21 protein-coding genes are annotated in these 23,526 nt (G+C 32.8%); 6 read left to right on the forward strand and 15 right to left on the reverse strand.

The window, feature by feature from the left end; genetic code table 11:
- From FLAK523_RS07440 to FLAK523_RS07500, 13 genes are all read right to left on the reverse strand, one after another.
- Complete coding sequence (locus FLAK523_RS07440; RefSeq protein ID WP_248907952.1) at nucleotides 1–2,166, reverse strand: response regulator; 2,166 nt, start codon at nucleotides 2,164–2,166, stop codon at nucleotides 1–3.
- An 8-nt stretch (nucleotides 2,167–2,174) separates the two neighbouring features.
- On the reverse strand, nucleotides 2,175–3,167 hold the full coding sequence (gap, locus tag FLAK523_RS07445; RefSeq protein WP_248907954.1) for a type I glyceraldehyde-3-phosphate dehydrogenase: 993 nt from the start codon (nucleotides 3,165–3,167) through the stop codon (nucleotides 2,175–2,177).
- 78 nt (nucleotides 3,168–3,245) lie between these two features.
- On the reverse strand, nucleotides 3,246–4,115 hold the full coding sequence (lipA, locus tag FLAK523_RS07450) for a lipoyl synthase (RefSeq protein ID WP_248907956.1): 870 nt from the start codon (nucleotides 4,113–4,115) through the stop codon (nucleotides 3,246–3,248).
- A 427-nt stretch (nucleotides 4,116–4,542) separates the two neighbouring features.
- Nucleotides 4,543–5,361: an energy transducer TonB gene (locus FLAK523_RS07455; protein WP_248907958.1), complete on the reverse strand. Its 819-nt coding sequence runs from the start codon at nucleotides 5,359–5,361 to the stop codon at nucleotides 4,543–4,545.
- A gap of 235 nt (nucleotides 5,362–5,596) precedes the next feature.
- Nucleotides 5,597–6,148 carry an RNA polymerase sigma factor gene (locus tag FLAK523_RS07460; protein WP_248907961.1) on the reverse strand — a complete coding sequence of 184 codons (552 nt, stop codon included), beginning with the start codon at nucleotides 6,146–6,148 and terminating at the stop codon, nucleotides 5,597–5,599.
- Nucleotides 6,139–7,245, reverse strand: coding sequence for a glycosyltransferase (locus tag FLAK523_RS07465; RefSeq protein WP_248907963.1), 1,107 nt, complete (start codon nucleotides 7,243–7,245; stop codon nucleotides 6,139–6,141). The genes FLAK523_RS07460 and FLAK523_RS07465 overlap by 10 nt, the downstream gene beginning before the upstream one ends.
- Nucleotides 7,246–7,330: 85 nt before the next feature.
- Nucleotides 7,331–7,945 (reverse strand): FMN-binding negative transcriptional regulator, encoded by a 615-nt coding sequence (locus tag FLAK523_RS07470; RefSeq protein WP_248907965.1) that lies wholly within the window; start codon nucleotides 7,943–7,945, stop codon nucleotides 7,331–7,333.
- A 78-nt stretch (nucleotides 7,946–8,023) separates the two neighbouring features.
- Nucleotides 8,024–9,037: a UDP-N-acetylmuramate dehydrogenase gene (murB, locus tag FLAK523_RS07475; RefSeq protein WP_248907966.1), complete on the reverse strand. Its 1,014-nt coding sequence runs from the start codon at nucleotides 9,035–9,037 to the stop codon at nucleotides 8,024–8,026.
- A gap of 47 nt (nucleotides 9,038–9,084) precedes the next feature.
- On the reverse strand, nucleotides 9,085–10,932 hold the full coding sequence (gene asnB / locus FLAK523_RS07480; protein WP_248907969.1) for an asparagine synthase (glutamine-hydrolyzing): 1,848 nt from the start codon (nucleotides 10,930–10,932) through the stop codon (nucleotides 9,085–9,087).
- A gap of 2 nt (nucleotides 10,933–10,934) precedes the next feature.
- A complete protein-coding gene (locus FLAK523_RS07485) occupies nucleotides 10,935–12,002 on the reverse strand; it encodes a glycosyltransferase (RefSeq protein ID WP_248907971.1) in 1,068 nt (355 codons plus the stop codon).
- A gap of 9 nt (nucleotides 12,003–12,011) precedes the next feature.
- A complete protein-coding gene (locus FLAK523_RS07490; protein ID WP_248907973.1) occupies nucleotides 12,012–12,689 on the reverse strand; it encodes a DUF2461 domain-containing protein in 678 nt (225 codons plus the stop codon).
- 7 nt (nucleotides 12,690–12,696) lie between these two features.
- Nucleotides 12,697–13,395: a thioredoxin domain-containing protein gene (locus FLAK523_RS07495; RefSeq protein WP_248907976.1), complete on the reverse strand. Its 699-nt coding sequence runs from the start codon at nucleotides 13,393–13,395 to the stop codon at nucleotides 12,697–12,699.
- A gap of 68 nt (nucleotides 13,396–13,463) precedes the next feature.
- Nucleotides 13,464–14,543, reverse strand: a complete 1,080-nt coding sequence (locus FLAK523_RS07500; RefSeq protein ID WP_248907978.1) for a DNA replication/repair protein RecF — start codon at nucleotides 14,541–14,543, stop codon at nucleotides 13,464–13,466.
- 243 nt (nucleotides 14,544–14,786) lie between these two features.
- Between FLAK523_RS07500 and FLAK523_RS07505 the strand changes: the two genes are divergently transcribed.
- The 6 genes from FLAK523_RS07505 to FLAK523_RS07530 all read left to right on the forward strand — a co-directional run bounded on the left by FLAK523_RS07505 (nucleotide 14,787) and on the right by FLAK523_RS07530 (nucleotide 21,238).
- A complete protein-coding gene (locus FLAK523_RS07505; RefSeq protein ID WP_248907980.1) occupies nucleotides 14,787–15,560 on the forward strand; it encodes a tol-pal system YbgF family protein in 774 nt (257 codons plus the stop codon).
- Nucleotides 15,561–15,596: 36 nt separating this feature from the next.
- Nucleotides 15,597–16,169: a 6,7-dimethyl-8-ribityllumazine synthase gene (ribH, locus tag FLAK523_RS07510; protein WP_248907981.1), complete on the forward strand. Its 573-nt coding sequence runs from the start codon at nucleotides 15,597–15,599 to the stop codon at nucleotides 16,167–16,169.
- A 194-nt stretch (nucleotides 16,170–16,363) separates the two neighbouring features.
- The gene (mutL, locus tag FLAK523_RS07515; protein ID WP_248907984.1) at nucleotides 16,364–18,238 is read left to right on the forward strand and encodes a DNA mismatch repair endonuclease MutL; all 1,875 of its coding nucleotides are present in this window, start codon (nucleotides 16,364–16,366) and stop codon (nucleotides 18,236–18,238) included.
- Entirely contained in the window at nucleotides 18,235–18,981 is a 747-nt protein-coding gene (locus FLAK523_RS07520; protein ID WP_248907986.1) for a rhomboid family intramembrane serine protease, read from the forward strand. Before mutL ends, FLAK523_RS07520 begins: the two co-directional genes overlap by 4 nt.
- 271 nt (nucleotides 18,982–19,252) lie before the next feature.
- Nucleotides 19,253–20,116, forward strand: a complete 864-nt coding sequence (locus FLAK523_RS07525; protein WP_248907988.1) for a rhomboid family intramembrane serine protease — start codon at nucleotides 19,253–19,255, stop codon at nucleotides 20,114–20,116.
- Between the two features lie 75 nt (nucleotides 20,117–20,191).
- Nucleotides 20,192–21,238: an endonuclease/exonuclease/phosphatase family protein gene (locus FLAK523_RS07530; protein ID WP_248907990.1), complete on the forward strand. Its 1,047-nt coding sequence runs from the start codon at nucleotides 20,192–20,194 to the stop codon at nucleotides 21,236–21,238.
- Between the two features lie 6 nt (nucleotides 21,239–21,244).
- Here FLAK523_RS07530 and FLAK523_RS07535 read toward each other — a convergent pair whose 3' ends face one another.
- Both FLAK523_RS07535 and lepB read right to left on the reverse strand, forming a co-directional pair.
- Nucleotides 21,245–21,868 carry a WbqC family protein gene (locus FLAK523_RS07535; protein WP_248907992.1) on the reverse strand — a complete coding sequence of 208 codons (624 nt, stop codon included), beginning with the start codon at nucleotides 21,866–21,868 and terminating at the stop codon, nucleotides 21,245–21,247.
- A gap of 71 nt (nucleotides 21,869–21,939) precedes the next feature.
- A complete protein-coding gene (lepB, locus tag FLAK523_RS07540) occupies nucleotides 21,940–23,511 on the reverse strand; it encodes a signal peptidase I (protein WP_248907994.1) in 1,572 nt (523 codons plus the stop codon).
- Nucleotides 23,512–23,526: the final 15 nt, after the last annotated feature.

The raw sequence follows: 23,526 nt of genomic DNA on the forward strand, positions 1-23,526 counted from the left end.
TTATATATTCTTAGCAATAGTAGCATAAAAATCTTCGGGAGCAAATGGTTTTGTAATAACATCATTCATCCCGAATGATAATAACATTTCCCTGTTTTCATTTAATGATATTGCTGTGATGGCAATAATAGGAGTGGTGGGGTCGAATTCTCGAATTGCTTTTGTAGCTTCAGTACCGTTCATTCCTGGTAAATGAACATCCATTAAAACCATATCAAATTTATTGTTTCTAACGATTTCAATAGCATCCTCACCGTTGTCAATTACTTCGCATTGGATTCCCTTGTTCTCCAGCATTTTTTTGGTAATCATTTGGTTTATGCTGTTATCCTCTACTATTAAAAAGTTTTTGTTTGCAAATATAGAATCGTCATAGTTGAGTTTTTTTATTTCAGCGGGTAGTTGTTTTTCATTGACTTTAAACTCTAATTCGAATGAAAAAGTAGAACCTTTCCCAAATTCACTTTTCAGTTCAATTTGGCCACCCAATAGTTTTACTAAGCTTTCAACTATTGTTAATCCTAGTCCAGTTCCACCATATTTTCTATTGATTTCTACTGAACCTTGTGAAAAACTTTCAAATACCGTTTTTAGCTTGTCTTCTTTTATTCCAATTCCAGTATCTATTATTTCAAATGATATTTTAGAAATATTATTTTCTAATGAAGTTTGTTTTGCAACAATAAAGACACTCCCGTTTTTAGTGAATTTAAGAGCGTTATTAATTAAATTCATTAATATTTGAGACAATCGAGTTGGGTCACCTATTAAATAATCAGGAATGTCCGAATCAATATTTAATTTAAAACTATTATTGTTTTGAATGGCAATCTCTTTTAAAGAGTTTTTAATGTCTTTCAAGAGCTGCTTGAGGTTGAAACTTATCTTTTCAAGTTCCGTTTTATTAGAATCTATTTTGTTTATTTCAAGTATATCATTAATAAATGTAGATAGGTAATTTCCTGAAAATTGTAAAGATGATAAATATTTAATTTGCGATTTTCTTGGGTTTTCCTCTAGTAGTAAATGGGTTATTCCATTTATTGCATTTAGAGGTGTTCGCAACTCATGGCTTACAGTAGATAAAAAGTCGGATCTTGCCTGTGTGGCTTTTTCCGCTTTTTCTTTGGCAATTAGGAGTTCTTGGTTTTTTTCTTTTAATAATAAATTAGATTTATTTCGTATAATGTTATTCTTGTAAAGCGATAAACTTAACAGGGATAAGATTGAAATTAAGGAAATTGCCAGAATATTGATGAGTTTAGAAAATTTCTCTGATTTTTTCTTTTCCTCGTTTTGTTTGTTTAAAACAGTGATCTTTTTAAGTCGCTGGGTTTCTTTAAAATTTTCATAATCATCAATCCCTAGTTTTTCATTGTTTAAGATAGTAAGTCTTTCCTTTAGATTTAAATGTTGTTTCAAATAAGAGTATGCATTACTTTTATCAAGCATTTTTTCATGTACAAAGCCTAAGGCTAACAGGATGTTAGATTTCTGCTCAAGATTAGTTCCTTTAGCATTGAGTTCTAAAGCTTTGTTGAAATAATTTAAAGCTAAATTATTTCGATTTTTTTTCTCTTCAATAACCCCAATTTGGTATAAAGCTTCTGCTTTGCTATTTAATAGTAGCGGGCTGTCAGGTTTGGCAATGATAGTATTGAAAATAGCTAATGCTGATTCATTGTTTCCTGTCAGTTTGTATATAATCCCTTTTTGAAGATTCAGTTGGTCATAAACATCCTCAGTATTCAATGAGTTAGAAATCGATAGGGCTTTGTCTATGCAAATATCAGCTGAGTTGAAATTTTCATTTACAATATAAGCCATACTTAAATAGTAGTAGGCCTGAGCATACGTTGTATTAATCTTTGTTTTTTTAAATAACAAGACGCTCTCCGACAAAGTTTCTATGGCATCATTTGTTTTTTTTAAATCAAAATAAATTTTCCCCAGTTTGAAAGTATTGAATGCTTGTGCTTCAATATTCTTTTTTGCTTCAGCGTAATTGATGGCTTTCTGCGTATAAAAAAGGACATTTCTATAGTTGTTTACCTTAATGTTATAATTTGATAAACTGTTGTAATACACAATACTATCCGTTATCTGTTTCGATTGAGAATACAGAAGCGAATTAAAAAACACGATAAGAATGAAAATATTTTTCATTTTATTGATTATTTTTTTGTCAACAGTATTAAATCGATTATTCTTGAAGAATACCCCGTTTCGTTATCATACCATCCTACAACCTTTACCATTTTATCTATTACCGAGGTAAGTTGAGCGTCAAATACACAGGAATTTTTATTCCCAATTATATCTACAGACACGATTGGATCTTCTGTATAGTCTAAAATTCCTTTTAGATTTGTTTGTGCTGCATTTGCGAAAGCTGCATTTATTTCTTCTATTGTTACAGTACGTTTCACGTTAAAGGTAATATCAGTCAATGAGCCATTAGGCACAGGAACTCGTATTCCACAACCACCAATTTTCCCTTCAAATTCCGGAAAAATTTTTGTCAATGCTTTTGCAGCTCCAGTTGTTGTGGGTACAATAGATTGACTTGCTCCACGTGCTCTGCGTAAATCTTTATGCGGTTGATCATGTAAACTTTGGTCAGTGGTATACGAGTGTATCGTTGTAATGTATGCTTGTTCAATACCACAAAGTTCTTTAATCACTTTAATCATGGGAGCTGCGTTATTTGTGGTGCAGCTTGCATTAGAGATTATTGTTTCGGTTCCATCAAGAATATCTTGGTTTACACCTAAAACAACTGTTTTTATTTCGTCAACATCGGATGGAGCAGAAAGAATTACCTTTTTGGCTCCAGCCAAAATATGAGCATTCAATTCTTCAAAAGTCTTGTGTTTACCTGTGGATTCAATTACATAATCTATGTTTATGCTTTTCCAATCAAGGTTTGAAATATCTTTTTCATGGAAAAATAAATACGATTTACCGTCTATCAGAATTCCCTTTTCATCTGTACTAACAGTGAAAGGTAAAACTCCGTGAATACTATCGTATTTCATTAAATGAGCCATTGTTTTTTTATCAGCAATGTCATTAATAGCAACAACTTCTATACTAGGATGGTTTAAAAGCAAGCGAAATAAATTTCTACCTATTCTTCCAAAGCCATTTATGGCAACTCTTATCATAAATCTTAAAGTCTAAAGTCTAAAGTCTTATAAGTAAAATATTCACGTCTTTCGACTTTCTTACTTTACGACTTTCGACTATAATATGTGTTTCTGTGCTTTATAAGATGAACGAACTAATGGTCCGCTTTCTACATGACGGAAACCTAATTCCAGACCGTATTTCTCATATATTGCAAATTGATCTGGTGTGATGAATTCCTTTACCGGTAAATGTTTTTTACTAGGCTGTAAATATTGGCCTATAGTAACAACATCTACATTAGCATCACGAAGGTCTCTCATCGTTTGAAAAACTTCGTCTTCTTTTTCACCTAGACCTAACATAATTCCTGATTTGGTTCTGTTAATCCCTTTTTCTTTCAGGTATCTCAATACTTCAAGACTTCTGTCGTATTTTGCTTGAATACGTACTTCACGAGTCAATCTGCGTACAGTTTCCACATTATGAGACACCACTTCAGGATTAGCCTCCACAATACGATCTATGTTTCTTTCGATACCCTGAAAATCAGGAATCAAAGTTTCTAAAGTGGTATTGGGATTCATTCTACGAATGGCTTTTACCGTTTCTATCCAAATAATAGAGCCACCATCTTTTAAATCATCTCTGTCCACACTAGTAATCACAGCATGTTTGATATTCATGATTTTAATAGAGCGCGCTACTTTTTCAGGTTCGTCCCAGTCCACCGTTTCAGGTCTACCGGTTTTTACACCACAAAAACCGCATGAACGAGTACAAGTATTTCCTAAAATCATAAAAGTAGCTGTTCCTTCGCCCCAGCATTCACCCATATTAGGGCAACTTCCAGAGGTGCAAATCGTGTTTAAGCTATATTTGTCTACTAAGCCTCGAAGCTCAGTGTATTTTTGTCCTATCGGGAGTTTTACCTTCAGCCATTTTGGCTTTCCAACAGGTAAAGTATTTTCTACAACAGTTTCCATATATTAATTTTCAAAGGACAAAGATAAGGAATGTTGATTTAAAATTGAGTGTTTGCGATACTAAGCTTCGTGATTGCTATTGTTGTAAGTTTTTATTGAATTTTGAGCTATTCCAGCTATCCGTTTCAACCTTTTATATTGAAAATGGTTTTTTCTAAGACATAAAAGGAGCTTCCTTTGGTCGCTCTTTTCCATCTAGAAAAAATACTTTTCAATACACAAGGGTTTTCACTGCTATCTGGGCTAGGGAATTGGCTAAACAATAATGAGTGGTAGCTATTTAATTAAGTTTAAATTTCCTGAAAACATTAAATAGAAAAGCAGAACCGGAACGTTCTGCTTTTCTGTTTATAATTATTTATTCACTTTAGTTTTTTTAAAAAAAATATCTAATCTGTTTATAAAGACATTTTATGCTGAATTTAATTTAATTCATCTGAACTGTAATGGGTAAACTATAAGAAGTCCTTACAGGTTTTGCGTTTAATATCCCTGGAGTCCATTTGGTTTTTAAAGATTTCAATACTCTCATCGCTTCTTTTCCCAGACCGTAACCAGGATCGTTTTTTACTTGAATATCAGTCATACTTCCGTCTTTTTCAATAACAAAAGACACAAAAATCCGAATGCTTCTTTCTCCTTCTATTTCTGGTGTTTCAAAATTTCTGCCTATGTACGTATAGAACTTACCCATGCCACCAGGGAATTCAGGCAGTTTGTCCAGTATTGTACTGGAAATTATTGCATTTCCATTATCAGGGACTATTGCACTACCGTTTCCTGTTCCTTCTGAAGCAGTGGGGTTTATACCAGTTATTCCTGTACCCTCATTAGTAACTGTTTTTGTTGCGGTAATCTCGCTGTTTTTTGCAATATCTGGGGTTGCATCTACAGCTTTTACGATTATTGGATTTACTAGTTGGTCTTTTGGGTTGGCTTCTACAGTTTTTTGTTGGATTGCTTTAGGGAGAACAGTTTTTTCTTTTATTACAGGTAATATGTTACTGACTTGAATGATTTTATCAAGGATTTCAGTTGTTTCAACCTGACTAACATTTTCTGAATTAAAATATTGCAATACCCTTGGTATGCTCAATAATGAAGCACATAAAAACAACCCCATAAAAAGTGCAAACAGGGATGTCTTAGTGTTTTCTTGGCGTAATTGATACGCTCCATATTCTTTGTTTCTGTTCTCGAAAACTAGATTAATCCAGCTGTTTTCGTAAAGGCTTAGTTTAGACATGATTCAGGGATTTAAAGGTTAGGTAGCGTTCAAATCATAAGCATCAGTTGTTTCTAATTACAACGTAAATAACAAGAAATTTAGTATAGGAGATTAGTGTTTTTTTTAATTAAAAATAAAGATAAAAAGTGACAGCTATAATCGTATTATATTAGCTTAGAAAAGGAGATGTAAAATTGTTGTCTATATGCTTAAATATTAATAAGATAGCGTATAAGAAGAAATGAAAATAAAATTACCTTTTGTCTCGAATAATTTCAGCCAATAATTTTTTGGCACGTAGTAGTTTAACTTTAACGTTGCTTAAAGGCTCGTCAATCGCATTAGCGATTTCCTGATAACTCATTTCCTGGAAATAACGCAACTGAATGACTTCTTGGTAATGGGGTTTTAATTCTTTGATGTATTGTAATAACTGGGACAGGTTTTGTTCCGTGATCAATTCATCTTCTGCTGACGGAGTGGTGTCAGCAATATTATATGCTTTCTGGTCTTCTTTATCCGTGATTTCCACAAAAAGACTTGATTTCTTTTTTCGCAATAAATCAATATGCACATTTTTGGCAATACTAATCAACCAGGTGTTAAACTGGAATTCCGGATTGTAAGTGGCGATTTTATCAAAGGCTTTAGAGAATGTTTCTATAGTAATATCCTCTGCATTGGCTTCGTTCTCGGTGCGTTTCAGCATAAAGCCATAAACCTCATTCCAATATAAATTCAATAGAAAGGTAAAAGCAGTTTGATCGCCTCTTTTTGCTTTTTCTATTTGTGTATTTATTTCCAATTTACCGGTTTTGAGAATAGATTAGATATAAAGATATTAATTTGTGTGAATATAAGTACCATTTCTACAATAGGAAACCAGTATTTTATATCTTTTTCTTTCAATTTCCCTGCTGAAAATCCTACGACAGTCCAAGCGAAAATATATCTTGTTGCTATTAAACTCAATACTAATATCCACTGGTATTGAAAAGATAATAAAACAACGGAAAAAATTATAAATAATAACTGTGAACTATAAAATGTCCCTAATTGAAATTGGTCTAATTTTTTGTAGTGGTTTGCAGTTGCGACATGTCTTCTTTTTTGAATTAACCAGTCTTTGTATGAAGTTTTAGGTTTAGAATAGGTAAAGCTTTCTGGAGTAAATGCTATAGTGGTGTTTTTTGCTTTCGCCGCCTCATTGATAAATAAATCATCATCTCCTGAACGAACTTGAATGTGGTTTATAAAACCATTTACATTAAAAAATTCGTCTTTTTTATAAGTCAAATTTCTACCTACACCCATATAAGGATGCCCTATTTTTGCCCATGAAAAGTACTGGATCGCAGTAAGTAATGTTTCGAAACGAATCAGCTTGTTCAAGAATGAATTAGAGATTTTTTCATACCCTCCATATCCTAAAACAATAGTTTTTTGCATCGTAAACTGTGAACTCATTGCTGTAATCCAATCTTTTGAATTTGGGTAACAATCAGCATCCGTAAATAATAAGTAGTCTTTTTTGGCAGCTTTTATTCCAAGGGTTAAAGCGTATTTTTTATTTCCCCAAAAGGCTTCGTTGTTTTCCACTTTTACCAATCGAATATTTGAATATTGTTTTTCAAAATCTTCAAAAATAGCTAATGTATTATCACTTGAAGCATCATCAATTAATACAATTTCAAAATCGGGATAATCTTGTTCAGCAAGTAGCGGAATAAAATTAGCCACGTTTTCTTCTTCGTTTTTTGCACAAACAATGACAGAAATCGGGATCCTTTTTGGATTAATTTTTTGTGCTTTTGCAAAAGCAAATTTCCCAAAAACGCCTAAATAAAAAGCTAGTTGTATGATAACTACCGCTATAAAAAAGTAAAGTATTATAATAAGCATCAGAGTTTGTTGAGTTTTTAAAAGAGTGCAAAGGTATGAATAGAATTATGAATTATATATTACAAATTACGAATTTTAAAAGAATTTATCTTGGACATTTCTTCATCTCATTTGCTACAGCAATCGACTCCTTTTTATTGGTTTTTTCCAATTCCAAAATGATGTTGTTGTAGTTAGAATCATCACGGTTTTGAGACATTTTTTTGGTTGCTTGAATTTCAGTTATTTCTATTTCAAATCCCACAATACCTCGGGTTTGCAACATAGTTTTTTTAGATAAATCTTCAACCCTTATTGGGTTTTCTGAATTTTTCTCGTATTTATCTACTAATTTTTTCAAGGATTCGATTACCGCTTCACCTTCAACAATCTTAATTTTTCCGTAAACATGAACCGCTATATAATTCCAGGTAGGAACGTTTTCATGGTCATACCAAGAGGAGGAAATGTAGCTGTGCGGTCCTGAAAAAACTGCCAATACTGCGTCATTGTCCGTGAAACCTTTCCATTGCGGATTTTCTTTAGAAATATGACCTTGTAAAACGGATAGTCCTTTATTATTTGTGTCTAATTCTAATGGGATATGTGTTGCACAAAGTTTCCCTTCTGTTTGATTGATAAGGATTCCAAAACTATTTTCTTTAAGAAATGTATGTGTTTCTTCTTTGTTTTCGTTTTTGTAAATATCAGGGGTGAACATATTTTTAATTTATTAGATTACGATTTCCGATTCTGAATTAAGTAATAATATGAAAACTAAAAGCATCAAATGGATTGATTAAATCACATTTACTTCGGCTTCAATTTGAATTCCATAAGTGTCAAAAATAGTTTTTTGAATATTTTTTGAAACTTCTAATATTTCTTGCCCTGTAGCATTTCCATAGTTTACTAAAACCAGAGCTTGGTTTTTGTGAATTCCCGCATCTCCATAGCGTTTTCCTTTAAAGCCTGCTTGTTCAATTAACCAACCCGCAGGAACTTTTACCTCGGTTTCTGAAATGTCAAAATATTTCATTTCGGGAAATTGTATGTGAATTTTTTCGAAATCCTTTTTTAACAGGATTGGGTTTTTAAAAAAACTACCGCTGTTGCCTAACTCTTTCGGGTCAGGAAGTTTGCTTTGTCGAATTGCAATAACGGCATTACTTACCTCTTTAAGACTTGGTGTTGTAATGTTGTTTTTGGCTAATTCAGCCTTAATGTCCCCATAAGAGATGTTGATTTTGTGATTGCGTTTTGATAATTTAAAAACAACAGAGCTTATAATATAAAGGTCTTTTGATTTATTTTTAAAAATGCTTTCTCTATACCCAAAATTACAATCACTTTTTGAAAATGTTTTCATTTCCAGATTTGAAATAGTAATGGCATCACAAGAAATAAAACAGTCTTTCATCTCCGTTCCATAAGCACCAATGTTTTGAACAGGTGTGGTCCCTACGTTTCCAGGAATAAGAGACATATTTTCTAGACCTCCAAAGTTTTGGTCTATTGTCCAAAGTACAAATTCATGCCAGTTTTCACCCGCTTGACTTTCGACCCAAACAAAATCATCATCTTCTTTAAGTATCGTTTTTCCTTTTAGGTCGATATGTATTACTAGAGCATCGATATCTTTTGTCAGTAGCATATTGCTTCCTCCGCCCAGAACAAACTTTTTCTGGGGTTTGTTTTCCTCTAAAATCGTTTTTAGCTCGGTTAAATTATGTACACCTACGAATTGTTTTGCTTTGGCTTCAATTCCAAAAGTATTATAGTTTTTTAAAGAAAAATTATTTTGAATCTCCATAAAAGAAAAGCTTATTGAATTATTATATCCTAGGGCAAAAGTAAGGATTAAAATTTATTTGCATAGGATTTCATCCAGATATGCATCATAAATAGAGGCATAATAAATGGTGTTACTTTTAGATTTCCTTTTTGTAAGTTTTGAATAAGTTTTTGGCTGTTTATATTCTCAAAATAGGGCATTTTAAAAATATCACTTTTTGAAAAAGAGTCTAATTCATCCTTAAAAGCAGGGCTTTTTGTTAAATAATCTGCCCAAGGAGCACTTAATCCTACCTTTTTAAATTTTAGAATTTCTTCTGGTAGTCGTTCTTCCATTGCTGTTTTTAAAATAAACTTTCCTTTTTTACCCGTAAATAGCCATTTGTCTTCCAGGGATCCTAGTCCTACAATAAGTCTTTGGTCTAAAAAAGGTTCACGGCATTCTATTGATGCCCCCATAGTACTACGGTCATTTCTGTCTAAAAGAGAACACAAGTAAGTATGTTGGTCAAAATAAAGGGCCTGTCTCCTTAAATTGTCGGGATAAAGCGCTTTAGCTTCTTTGTATATTTTCTTTCGATATTTGTTTTTTGGACTGTTTTCTATTCCATATGTTTTTGAAATGTCATTTGGAAATATGTTGGATCCATTGTACATCACTAACTCCGATTTTTTGTTAATCTGAGAATAACGTACTAGTTTTTCATATCGAGGTGTTTTTTCAAAAAGATCCAAATTACCAATCGCAGCAATCGAATACAGTATCGAAGGATATTGTAAGGCTTTGTATCTTACATAACCACCCATCAATTCATCAGCACCTTCACCTGAAAGTAAAACTTTTACTTTTGGATTTGCTAATTGTGAAATTGCCAAAAGATGTGGTTCATTTAAATGCATTATTGGTTCATCCTGAAAATAAGTGGAACTTATAAGATTTTTATATAGATTATCGTCTTCAAGTTGCATACTGTTAAATTCATATCCGTATTTATCGGAAATCATTTTTGCTAAATGAGATTCGTTGTGTTCTTCTTCTTTGAAACCGATATTAAACGTTTGAATGTTTTTGTAATTGTTATGATTTAGTGATGATAGTATTGATGAGGAATCGAGTCCGCCACTCAACAAAACACCAACAGGGACATCGCTTACCATTCTTAATTTTACTGAATCATCAAATGTTTCCCTAAACCATTCTATAGGATCATTAATTTTAGATTGGTTTTGAATTTCTTTTTTTAGATTCCACCACTTTTCTGTAGTTACTTTTCCACCTTCATTGATTGTCATAACATGTCCAGGAAGCAGTTTTTTTACATTTTGATATAAAGTGTCTTCGCCGGCAACAAACCTATTAAAGATGTATTCTTCTAATCCGTCTTGGGCTATTTTAAGAGGGATTCCTGCTGTGAATAGTGCTTTTTGCTCTGATGCAAAATAGAAAGATTCGTTATGAAATGAATAATATAGCGGTTTAACACCCATTCGATCACGAACAACCGTAAGTTTTTTTTCTACTTTATCCCAAATGGCAAAAGCAAACATTCCGTTGAGACGGTTGAGCATTTTTAAACCGTACAATTGAAACAGTTTTAATAAAACCTCGGTGTCTGAGTTTGTTTTAATATCAAATCCATTACTTTTTAATTCAGGATAGAAATCTTTGAAGTTGTAGATTTCGCCATTAAATACCATAACAAATCTTTCGTCATCCGAAAGAAAGGGTTGGTGTCCTGCTGAAGTAACGTCTATAACAGATAGTCTTCGATGACCTAAACCTATGTTTTTTTCAACAAATAAACCTTTGTCATCAGGACCACGATGTTCTAAAGAGTCACGCATTTTTGTCAAAATACGACTGTCTACTTTTTTTTGGGATTGCAAATGCAAGATGCCATTAATTCCACACATAGCTATTTAGTTGTAGAAGTGTTAATTAATTCGTGGTATTTGTTGGCTATGATTTTCATATTGGTGTGATAGTCTGCATTTTCTTCAATAAATTTTCTGTTTGCTAAAACAGCTTTAGCTCTGGAATCACTGTTTTTAAAGGACCATATCAATTCTTCGGCCAGCATATTGTAATCATCCAGTTTTATTAACTGCCCGTTTTCTCTATGTTTAATCCAGCTTCTATTTCCTGGAATATCAGTAACAATAGGATAACAATTAGAAGCCATTGCCTCAAATAATGAGGCCGAAACCCCTTCGGTTATTGGCATGCTGATATAAAAATTAGATTTTTGTAATAACTCTGGTAATTCGGTGTTAGGAATTCGACCTGTGAAAACAACTTTCTTGTCGATGCCTAATTTTTTTGCTAAATTTTTTAGAGTAGGAAGTTGTGATCCATCGCCTATAATTGTAAGTTCAAAATCCATTCCCTTTTTATTTAAAACAGAAAATGATTTCAAAATAATATCGTGACGGTATTCCGGTAATAAAGAACGACTTACAATAGCGGATATTTTATCTGGGTTTGCGGTATTTTTATTTTCGAATTTTGTCAGATCTATTCCTTTAGGCAAAACCAAAACTTTAGTCATGTCAACTTGAGCTTCTGTCATAGAAAGAGTCATTACAGGTCCCCAAGCGTGTATAAGGGTTGCTTTTTTGAAAGCGTAAGCTTGTATGATTCTTTTGAGTGGTATAGTAATTGATTTTTCAGGCCATAAATCGGTTCGTCCTTGTTGTGCGATAACTAAAGGTTTTACACCAGATAATGCCGCTAGAAAACCATAACTCGTGGTTCTTTCAGCAATAACTATGTCAGGTTGCTGTTGTTTAATTAACTTTTTAATTTTAAAAATAGCCAGTTTGAATTCAACAACCCTCAGTAGACGATTGTAAAATGTGTCATTCGGAGTTTTAAGTTCCCAAGGAATTATTTCAAAGTCTCCAAATTCTTTCAGCCCATTCATCCAGGTTATGGCGTCGGCTCTATAGGATTCTCCAAGAAAAAGTATCTTTCTTTTTTTCATTGGTCTATATTAAACGTCTTCGGCAGTTAAAGCACGATTGATGAATTCATTCAGAGGTTTTAAAAGGATTAGCTTTTTGCTCATTTTCGAAACAAAATCTTTCTTTGTGATTTCTGAAATGTCAAATTTTTGAGTGGTTTCAAAACTTTTTAATTTTAATAATTCAATAGCAGGATGGTCTTTTTCGTATCCTCTTGGTGGGTTTTTAAGTGAGTTTTTTTCATTTCGATCAAAATCCCCAAATTCTTTTTTGAAGTTTTTTTCATTAAGAATTTCTTCTAAATCTTCATAAAAAAACGCGATTTCTTTGCGTACTTTCTTTAAGTCATTAGCTTCAGGCGCATAAAAACCACCAGCGATGAAACTAGCTCCTTTTTCTATATGAACATAATAACCTGATCGATTCATTCCTTTAGATCCTGAAGACATCCAAACGCCTATATGCGATTTATAAGGAGATTTATCCTTAGAAAACCGAATGTCTCTGTTGATTCTAAATGTGCAATTTTTTACTTCAAGCATTTCAAGTGACGCGTCCAGTGGCTTCATGGCATCAAGAAAATCCGCTACCAGTTGATGGTAGTCTTTCTTGAAAATTTCATATCGCTTTTTATTGTCCAAAAACCAATCCCGGTTGTTGTTGGCTTTTAAATCTTCGAGAAACTGTAAGCTGTCTTTTGAAAGCATCTTGAAATTATTGCAGTTGTTTTTTTAAATCCTCTTCACTGATGTAGCCTGAATTTCTCCATTTTACTTCTTTGTTTTCATAAAGCAGTAAAGTAGGTAATTCGTCAATTTTCATTGATAACATCAGAGTTTTATGTTCGTCAGCATTCAATCGGATAATAACAACTTTGTCAGCTAATTCTGTTTGCATTTTAGCCATATAAGGCGCCATTTTTTTGCATGGCGCGCACCATTCTGCATAAAAGCTAATCAGTACTTTTTTATCAGTATTAAGTAATTGATTGTATTCCTGGCTGCTCATTCCTATTATTTTGTCAGTAGGCTTAGATAACCCCGCTGAATTCCATTTAGTGATTCCTCCATCTAAGTTGTAAACGGTTTTAAATCCAAGTTCCTTTAGTTTCTCGGAAGCTTTTAAACTTCTTCCTCCGCTTTTGCAATACACGAAAACAGGTTTCGATTTATCGAGTTTTTCAGTATTTAATACAAAATCATCTGCATACCAATTAACGTTTGTAGCATTATTGATATGTTCTGATGTGAATTCCTCTGGAGTACGTACATCTAGAATTTGAGGGTTTTGAGTAGTGCTGATTTTCTCTGAAAAAGAGACTGGATCTATTGTGTTGATTTCTTTAGACGTTTGTCCCTTACAAGAAAAAAAGATAAAGGCAGTGATTACGAAAAAAACGGAACGAAATTTCATTATAGTTTGGTTTTATTAATTGAATTAGGCTAAATTAAGTAAATAATAAGAATCCAGAAGTTATTATATTATAAATTAAAAACTTTATAGGATTGATGTGTCGATTTTACAATGGCTTCGGTACGCTCAGGATGTGTGTCTGATATAAATAATTGCCCAAAAGTATCACTGTTTACCATCTCAATTATTTTGGCTACTCGACTTTCATCCAGTTTGTCAAAGATATCGTCAAAAAGTAAAATTGGCTTTACGCCACTTTGCTTTTTTAGGAATTCAAATTGCGCTAGTTTCAATGCTATCAAAAAAGATTTCTGTTGGCCCTGAGAACCAAATTTTTTAATAGGATGATTGTCGATTTCAAAGGATAAATCATCTTTATGTGTTCCTACACTTGTATAATGTAGTGCTCTGTCTTTATTGATGTTTTCTTGTAATAAGCTAAGTAAATCTTTTTCGAATAAATGACTTTCGTATACTAATTGTACCGTTTCCTCTGAACCTGTTATAGCGTGATGATGTTCATTGAAAATAGGAATGAACGTATCAACGAATTCTTTTCTTTTTTCGAAAATATACTTCCCGAAATTCTCTAGTTGTTCATTATATATAGAAAGGGTATCGTTGTCAAAAACGTGATTTAATGCAAAATATTTCAATAATGCATTACGTTGACTCATTACTTTTTGGTATTGAATAAGCTGTTGTAAATAATGGGAGTCCAATTGTGAAATCACACTATCCATAAATTTTCTACGGGTTTCGCTTCCTTCAACTATTAAATCTCGGTCGGCCGGGGATATGATAACTAAAGGTATGAACCCAATATGATCAGAAAATTTATCGTAAGCCTTACCATTTCGTTTTAATACTTTTTTCTGCCCCTTTTTTAAACTACATACTACCTGTTCGCTTCTTTCGTTTTTTATAAACTCAGCATCAATCACAAAAAACTCTTCTCCGTGTTTTATGTTTTGGACTGCTAATGGGTTGAAATAGCTTTTGCCATAGGATAAATGGTAGATTGCGTCAAGTACATTAGTTTTACCGATACCGTTTTTACCAACAAAGCAAATTATTTTTCCGTCAAACTCGAAATTAGCTTCCGAAAAATTTTTGTAATTGAATAATGAAATCTTTTTTAAATACATTTGTAAGGCTTGCTGGTATTGAGAACTTTGCGGTTTTTGATTCGTTTTTTCTAAGAGGGTGCAAATTATTGAAAAATATCGATATAATGAACTTTTGGTTTTTTTCTATGGTAAATATTGTGATACAGGCGTGAAAGATTCTTACAGTAGCGGTTTTTTTTATTTAATTGAATATAAAATCAATTTTTTTACGTCTGTTTGAATAAAAATTTTATTTTTGCGGTTCACTAAATTAATTTATAAATGGCTACTTACAGTAAAAGAGGATATAAAGCACCAAAAGAAAAAGAAGGAAAAGATTCAGTTTCAGATGTAATCATCGATGAGAAAGACAGTACAACAGCTGAAGTTTTTTCGAAATTAGACGAAACAGCTTCTAGAACTGAAGACTGGGTAGCTAAAAACCAAAAAATTATTATAGGAGTAGTAGGGGCAGTAGCTTTATTTACTGTTGGTTATTTAGTTTATCAAAAATTTGTTGCCACACCTAAGCAAGAAGAAGCGGCGAGCGAAATGTTTCAAGCTCAAAAGTATTTTCAACAAGCAACAGATGGTGTAGCAAGTGATTCTTTATATAAATTATCATTAAAAGGAGCCGAAGGTAAATTTGGTTTCATTGATATCGCTGATAAATATTCAGGAACAGATGCGGGAAATTTAGCTAATTACTATGCAGGTGTTGCTTATTTAAATACAGGTAAATATGCTGAAGCTATTGACTATTTAAGTAAATTTAGCTCAGAAGACATGATATTAGGTGCTATGGCGAAAGGAGCGATAGGTGATGCTTATTCTCAACAAAACAAACCAAAAGAAGCATTAGAGAATTACTTGAAAGCTGCAAATGCTAACAAAAATGATTTTACTACGCCACGTTTCTTATTGAAAGCTGGAAAAGTTGCATTATCTTTAGGAAATAAAGAAGAGGCATTAAAATATTTCACAGATATAAAAGATAATTATGAAGCTGCTCCAGAAGCTGCTTCAATTGACGCTTTAATTGGATTAGCTCAGTAATTTTACTGAACACTAAGAAACTGTAAACTAAAAAAGATGGCAACTGTAAATAAAAACTTATCTGTTTATGACAAAAGCTCACTTCCAAAAGCGAAAGATTTTCGTTTTGGGGTAGTAGTTGCTGAATGGAATGAAACTATAACTGAAGGATTGTACACAGGAGCCCTAGAAGCTTTTTTAGACAACGAGGTACCAGTAGATCATATCATTCGTTGGAATGTTCCTGGAAGTTTCGAACTTATTTACGGATGTAAAAAAATGTTGCAAACGCAAAATGTAGATGCAGTTATCGCAATTGGATGTGTTATTCAAGGTGAAACTAAACATTTTGATTTTGTTTGTGAAGGTGTAGCTCAAGGTATAAAGGATTTAAATGTTCAAACAGATATTCCTGTTATCTTTTGTGTACTGACTGATAATACGATGCAACAATCTTTAGATAGAAGCGGTGGTATTCACGGTAATAAAGGTACAGAAGCGGCTATAGCGGCTATAAAAATGGCTTTTATCCGTCAACAGGCATCTTTAACTCATCAATATAAAAAACCTGCTTTGCTTTCTTCAGGCCAACTTCAAATTGAAGATTTGCCTCTGAAATTAGAAGAGTAAAAAAGTTTATATAAATACTTTTAAAACCTATACTGTTTTCTAAATAGTATAGGTTTTTTTTTGTTTTATTTATGATGAACTAAACTATAAAACCCCATAGAATTTCATTAAATTTGTGCACTTTGGTTTCTAAATTCAAACCTTATCCTAGTGCCAGCGAACTGGTGAATCAAATTTTAATTAATTTTTTTTTAATGTCGAGTATCATTCAATTACTTCCTGATCATGTTGCCAACCAAATTGCTGCTGGAGAAGTCGTGCAAAGGCCCGCTTCTGTAGTCAAAGAACTTATGGAAAACGCTGTTGATGCAAGGGCAACCGATATAAAATTAATTATAAAGGATGCTGGAAAATCATTAGTTCAGGTTATTGACAACGGTTTAGGAATGAGCGTAACCGATGCGCGTTTGTGTTTTGAGCGTCATGCCACTTCCAAAATACGTTTAGCCGAGGATTTGTTCTCTTTGCATACCAAAGGATTTCGTGGTGAAGCCTTGGCCTCTATTGCCGCAATTGCGCATGTGGAAATGAAAACCAAACAAGATCAGGAAGAGTTAGGAACGCATCTTATTATTGAAGGAAGTAAGTTTGTTTCTCAAGAGGTTGCTGTTCTGCCTAAAGGAACTTCTTTTGCAGTAAAAAATTTATTTTTCAATATTCCCGCCAGACGTAATTTTTTGAAGTCGGATACAGTTGAGTACCGCCATATCGTAGATGAATTTCAACGTATCGCATTGGCACACCCTAACATACATTTTACTTTTTATCATAATGGGAGCGATATGTTCAATTTGCCTCCATCAACACTGAGACAGCGAATTGTCAATGTTTTTTCGGGTAAAACCAATGAAAAATTAGTTCCTGTTCAAGAAGATACTGAGATAGTTACCGTTCAAGGTTTTGTAAGTAAACCGGAGTTTGCCAAGAAAAACCGTGGAGAACAATTTTTCTTTGTGAATGATCGCTTTATTAAAAGTGGTTATTTGCACCATGCCGTTATGGCTGCCTATGACGGTATTTTAAAAGATGGTACTCAGCCCAGTTATTTTTTATATTTATCGGTTCCCCCGAATACTATAGATATCAATATTCATCCTACTAAAACTGAAATTAAGTTTGATGATGAACATGCATTGTATGCTATATTAAGAGCTTCTATCAAGCATAGTTTGGGTCAGTTTAATGTAGCTCCGGTTTTGGATTTCGATAGGGATTCTAATTTGGATACTCCATATAGTTATAAAGATATCGAAGGGGAAACACCTACAATACAAGTAGACGGTAGTTTCAATCCTTTTTCTGACGATAAAATTAACAAACATTATTCTGGATCAACTGGTTCTTCCGGTTCTGGTTATAGAAAGCCAGAGCCAGCTGCTAGTTGGGAAAGTCTTTATACAGGATTAAAACAGGATACTGGATTTGTTTCTGGTAGTTCTGATTTTTCATTCGAAAGTGAAGAAGTAACAGGTTCTTTATTTAATGATGAAGAAGTAGAGCAAACTGTAAATAATGCCTATCAGATTCATAAAAAATACATCGTTTCTCCTATAAAATCAGGAATGGTAATTGTGGATCAACAGCGCGCTCATCAGCGTGTTTTATATGAGCAGTTTTTGTCTAATATGACTGTTCATCAGGCTTCAAGCCAACAATTATTGTTTCCATTGGATTTGTTTTATTCTACTGTAGAATTAGAATTGATTGAAGAATTAAAGCTTTCCTTAATTAATACTGGATTTGTATTCGAAGATACCAGTAACGATCACGTTGTGATTTCAGGAATTCCTGTAAACGTAACCGAAAGTGAAGTGTCTATGGTTCTGGAACAACTACTGAGTGATTTACAAGACGGAATTCCAGACAGTAGTTTTAGTCAAAATGACTCTATTGCTAAATCAATGGCTAAAAGTTTAGCTGTAAAAACAGGAACTAGTTTAACTATTAAAGAACAAGAAAATTTGGTAAACGGTCTTTTCGCCTGTAAAGATCCCAATGTTTCCCCTTTTCAAAAACCCACTTTCATCACTATGCGTGTGGAAGATATAGATAAAAAATTTGCATTATGAGAAACGTAACCGAAACGGTAAAACAATTAATAATTGTTAATATATTATTTTTTATTGGAACCTTAGCTGTTGGAGATGTTGCTTACAAAATGCTAGCCATGTATTTTCCTGAGAACAATTCTTTTCAATATTGGCAGCCTATTAGTCATATGTTTATGCATGGAGGGTTTATGCATATATTTTTCAATATGTTTGCTTTGTATTCTTTTGGTTCTGCATTAGAACAAGTTTGGGGAAGTAAAAAGTTCTTGTTTTTTTACATTTCTTGTGGTTTAGGTGCTGCTTTAGTACATACGGGTATTAATTACTATTCATTTAATGAGGCTGTTAATACGCTTATGGCAAATGGATTTACAAAAGCTGAAATACTGCAAACATTAAACGATGGCAAGGTCAATACTATATGGGAAACTCTGATGCCAGCTTCTGAATATCAGGAATTCATAAGTACTTTTTTAGGTACGGTCGTAGGTGCTTCAGGCGCTATATATGGAGTTATTGTTGCTTTTGCGTTTATGTTTCCTGACGCTGAATTAGCTTTGATGTTTATTCCTGTGCCTATAAAAGCAAAGTATTTTGTTCCTGGTTTAGTTTTAGTAGATTTGTATTTAGGAATCTCCGGACAATCAATTTTTGGAGGAGGAGGGATAGCTCATTTTGCTCACGTAGGTGGTGCTTTGTTTGGTTTTCTTATTATGTGGTATTGGAAGAAAAATCAGTTTAATAAAAATCGTTGGGATTAAATATAATCGACTTATTTACTTAATACAACTAAAGGTTAAATGTTAACGGGGGCGAATTCCCCTCTTGAGAGGGGTTAGGGGTGTGTTATTGTTTAAAATCTAAATATTTCATTTTGTTAAGCTACTCTAAAGTATTCACTGTCATTAAAAACCATAAAAAAGGGTTAAGTTTATTAGATTTAATATTGGTTTTTAAGTAAGTTATTCGAAAATTTAAATACCAGATATAATCCGAAATATTAATTTATTGGCCAATAAAAAAAATAAAACAATGGGAATTATAGAAGACTTGAAAATGCAGTATAAAATAGGTGGAATAACTCAGCGGTTAATCTATTGGAATGTTGCCTGCTTCTTGGTTTCATTGGTTTTTTTCTATCAATTTAGTTTAGGGTCATTTAATTTCCCTGGATGGTTAGCCCTTTCTACGGAACCTTCTAATTTCATTATAAAGCCTTGGACTTTTTTAACCTATGCTTTTTTTCATAACGGTTTTTTTCATCTTCTATTCAATATGGTGATTTTGAATTTCGCCAGTTCGTTGTTTTTGACATTTTTTACTCAGAAGCAATATTTGGGATTGTATATTCTTAGTGCTGTTTTTGCAGGATTTGCTTTTGTTTTGAGTTACTTTCTTCTCAATATTAACGCTTCGATTGTGGGGGCTTCTGCAGCTATTATGGCTATCTTAGTGGCTGTGACAACCTATCAGCCCCTTATGCAAATACGCATGATGCTTATAGGTACTATTAAGTTGTGGCATATTACTGCAGTGATTTTAATATTAGACTTAATGCAGTTTAAATTAGATAATACAGGTGGTCATATCTCACATCTTTCGGGAGCCTTTTTTGGTTTTCTTTTTGTAAAATTACTTCAAAATGGAATCGATTTAAGTAAAGTAGTATCTAGTGTTATTTCTTTTTTTACGGGCTTATTCAAAAAATCGGCTTCGACTCCTTTCAAAAAAGTGCATAAAAATTATAGTGGTCCGGTTGAAAAAACAAATTCTAAAATTGTAACTAAAAGTAGATCTCAGCAACAAATAGATGAGATATTAGATAAAATAAGTCAGTCAGGTTATGATAGTTTGACAAAAGAAGAGAAAGAGTTTTTGTTTAAGGCTGGAAAATAATTCCCTTTTTCTACAATTTAAAGTTTTAGTAAGCGTTATCTTATACCCATAGTAATTAACCGAATAAACAATAATATGAAAAACCTTTCGTGGTTCAATAAAGGAATGTTTATTTTGAACATACTTCTTACCGTTATCACATTTGTTGCTTATACGTTACCTTTTTTGGCTCCTAAATCATTTCCTTTTTTATCAGTGCTTACCCTTTTTATGCCTTTGTTCTTTATTTTGAATGGGTTGTTTTTTGTGTATTGGGCTTTTCAATTTAAGAAAAGAATGATATTATCAGGCTTAGTGCTATTAATGGGGATTACTTTTATAAACAAGTTCTACAAATTTTCTGCTAAAGTATATCCGGAAGACCCTAAAGACTTCATTGTAATGAGTTATAATGTACGCCTGTTTAATTTATTCAAGTGGATTGACAATGATGAAGTGCCTCAAGAAATTTTGTCTTTTATTAATGATAAAAACCCTGATATATTGTGTATTCAGGAATACTCTACATCCGCTAATATAGATTTAAAAATATACCGTCATAAGTATATTTCTATGGAGGGAGATAAGATTAAAACAGGCCAAGCTATTTTTTCTAAATTCCCTATAATAGACCAGGGAAATATTGTTTTTCCAAACTCTAATAACAACGTTGTTTTTGCTGATATTAAAAAAGGAAAAGATATTATACGAGTGTATAATATGCACCTACAGTCTATAAAAATATCACCGGATGTAAATGAAATTTCCGAAAATATTGATGTAATCGATAAAGGGAAATCCCAAATGATGCTATATAGAATAAGCAAGGCTTTTAAGCAACAACAGCAACAAGCCGAAATTTTCAAGGCTCATAAAAAAGAATGTGTATACCCTATAATAATATGTGGTGATATGAATAACAGTGCTTTTTCCTATGTCTATCGAAATATTAAAGGGAAGCTAAAAGATTGTTTTGAAGAAGCCGGTGAAGGTTTTGGGCAAACGTATAAATTCAGGTATTATCCTGCCAGAATTGATTATATTTTTGCAGACGAAAAGATGAAAGTCAAATCGTTTGAGAGTTTTCCCGAATTCGAAAATTCAGATCATTACCCAATAATGACTAAACTGGCTTTTGATTAAATAAAGTTATATAGGAAGTACTTGATTTTTTAAATAATCTATTGCAAATCTTCCTTCATTGAATATCAAATCAAGAACACTAAGATTGCTGATAAAACCGTGTTTGTCATCAAAAACTTGGGTGTAGTTTTCGAATACCGACTGGTCTTTTTTGCCATTTACTAAATGTCTCAAATCAGTAATTGAACCTGAATTTATCTCGTGAAAATATTCTGATGTTTTTTCATATTCGAATTTCATTCTTAAAAATTTAGACACGATTTCAAAAGCATCAAAATTTAAATCCATCAGAAATTTGTGTTTCTTATCATAGACCTTTTGAATGTCATCTTCAAAGAATTCAAAAAATGGTGAGTTTCTATACGCTGCTTCAAGTGATTTGAAATGTTGTTTCTGCCAGTCCATATCAGTTTCGATTTGGATATCTTTCGTTTTTTGATGCCCGTCTTTAGTATGCTTAACTGGAATGTTCAATAACTGTATCCCATTAGGACTGTATATATAAGTACGGTTGCGATTCGTTTGTTTCTGGAAGTTGTCTTCCATCTCAAAAGTTATCTTTTCTGCCTGCGCTATAGCAACAAAATGGCTTATTGATGGGAAGTAGGTGGGGTGTAATAAAATATTCATCCTTTAATTTGTTTAAAGTTTAAAGTTTAAGGTTGTTGTAACTTTAAACCTTAAACTTTAAACATTTTAATTTAAACTTTATTCTCTTTTCTTTTTTTCCAGAAAAATTCACCTATAAAAAAGGCTGCTAATGCAATTAAGAAATATTTGAAATAGGATACAGGTTGGCCTTCACCGCTTACCGTTGTGAAAACTCTGTTCCATCTAATTTTTGTTAACCATTTACCATTAGTATCCCAACTCATCCATATAAAGACAGGCTTTCCTACGATGTGATTTTCCGGTACATAACCCCAATAACGACTATCTTCTGAATTGTGACGGTTGTCTCCCATCATCCAATAATAATTTTGTTTGAATGTGTAATCCTTAACGACTTTGCCATTTAATCTTATTTCGCTTCCAGTTACTTTAAGGTCGTTCTTTTCACCGTCATCATTCATTTCATATTCAGTGATGATTCTTTTGTAGAAAGGCAATGTTTCAATTGTAAGAGCTACAGTTTTTCCTGCTTGAGGAATATAAACAGGGCCAAAGTTATCAGCATTCCATTTATTGATATGAGGGAATATTCTATTGTCATCCCCTTTCTCAATTTCTCTGGTTACTGATAGGATTCCAGGTACATTTTTTAGTCTTTCAGCTCCTGCAGCGGTTAATGCTCTAAAAAACAAAGTGTCTCTTACTTCATTATCTTTAAAACCAGCTCCATCTGTTATGTCCATATCTTTTAAAAGATATTCAAAGTCTATTGGAGTTTTTCCGTCTAATGCAACTGCATAAGAAAACTGAGGTTTAGCTCTTTCAGGCAACTCTAATATTTTCCCGTCGATATAGACTATTCCGTTTTTGATGGATAAGCTGTCTCCAGGAACTCCAACACATCTTTTTACGTAATTAGATTTTTTATCGATTGGTTTGTAAGCGTGTCTTTTTGAAGTGTCAAAAAACATATAAACGGTATCTACCGGCCAGTTAAAAACAACAATATCAGTTCTCTTTATAGCTTCTATTGCAGGTAATCTAAGATAAGGTAATTGCGGAAGGTTAAAATATGATTTTCTTTTCGTCAATGGGATTGAATCGTGTACCATTGGTAAAGCAACCGTAGTCATAGGGACTCTTGCCCCGTAATTTACTTTACTTACAAACAAGAAATCACCTATTAGTAAAGACTTCTCTAAAGAGGATGTTGGTATTGTGTAGGGTTGAACAAAATAAGTATGTACTAGTGTAGCAACAATTACAGCAAAAAGTAATGAGCTTACAGTATCAGCAGCTTTATTTGTAGCGTTTAAATTTCTGTTTGATTCGTAATTTAATCCCTTTGAATAATTTACATAATAGATGTAAAGTCCAAAAGTTGCTATTCCTAAAAAGGTATCTAAATTAGATTTTTTACCAAAACTTCTCAGTGTTTCAACCCAAATAACTGGAAACATTATTAAGTTAATGATAGGTATGAAAAGTAATAAGGTCCACCAAGTAGGGCGGCCTATGATTTTCATCAATACAATGGCGTTATAAACAGGAATAGCTGCTTGCCAACGTTTTCTTCCGGCAGTTTCATATAACTTCCAAGTTCCTAAGTAATGAACTATTTGAATAAATAGAAAAAATATAAACCATTGATATACTGTCATAATTTTTTGTTTAAA

The organism is Flavobacterium sp. K5-23 (genome assembly GCF_023278045.1).
Lineage (GTDB): Bacteria > Bacteroidota > Bacteroidia > Flavobacteriales > Flavobacteriaceae > Flavobacterium.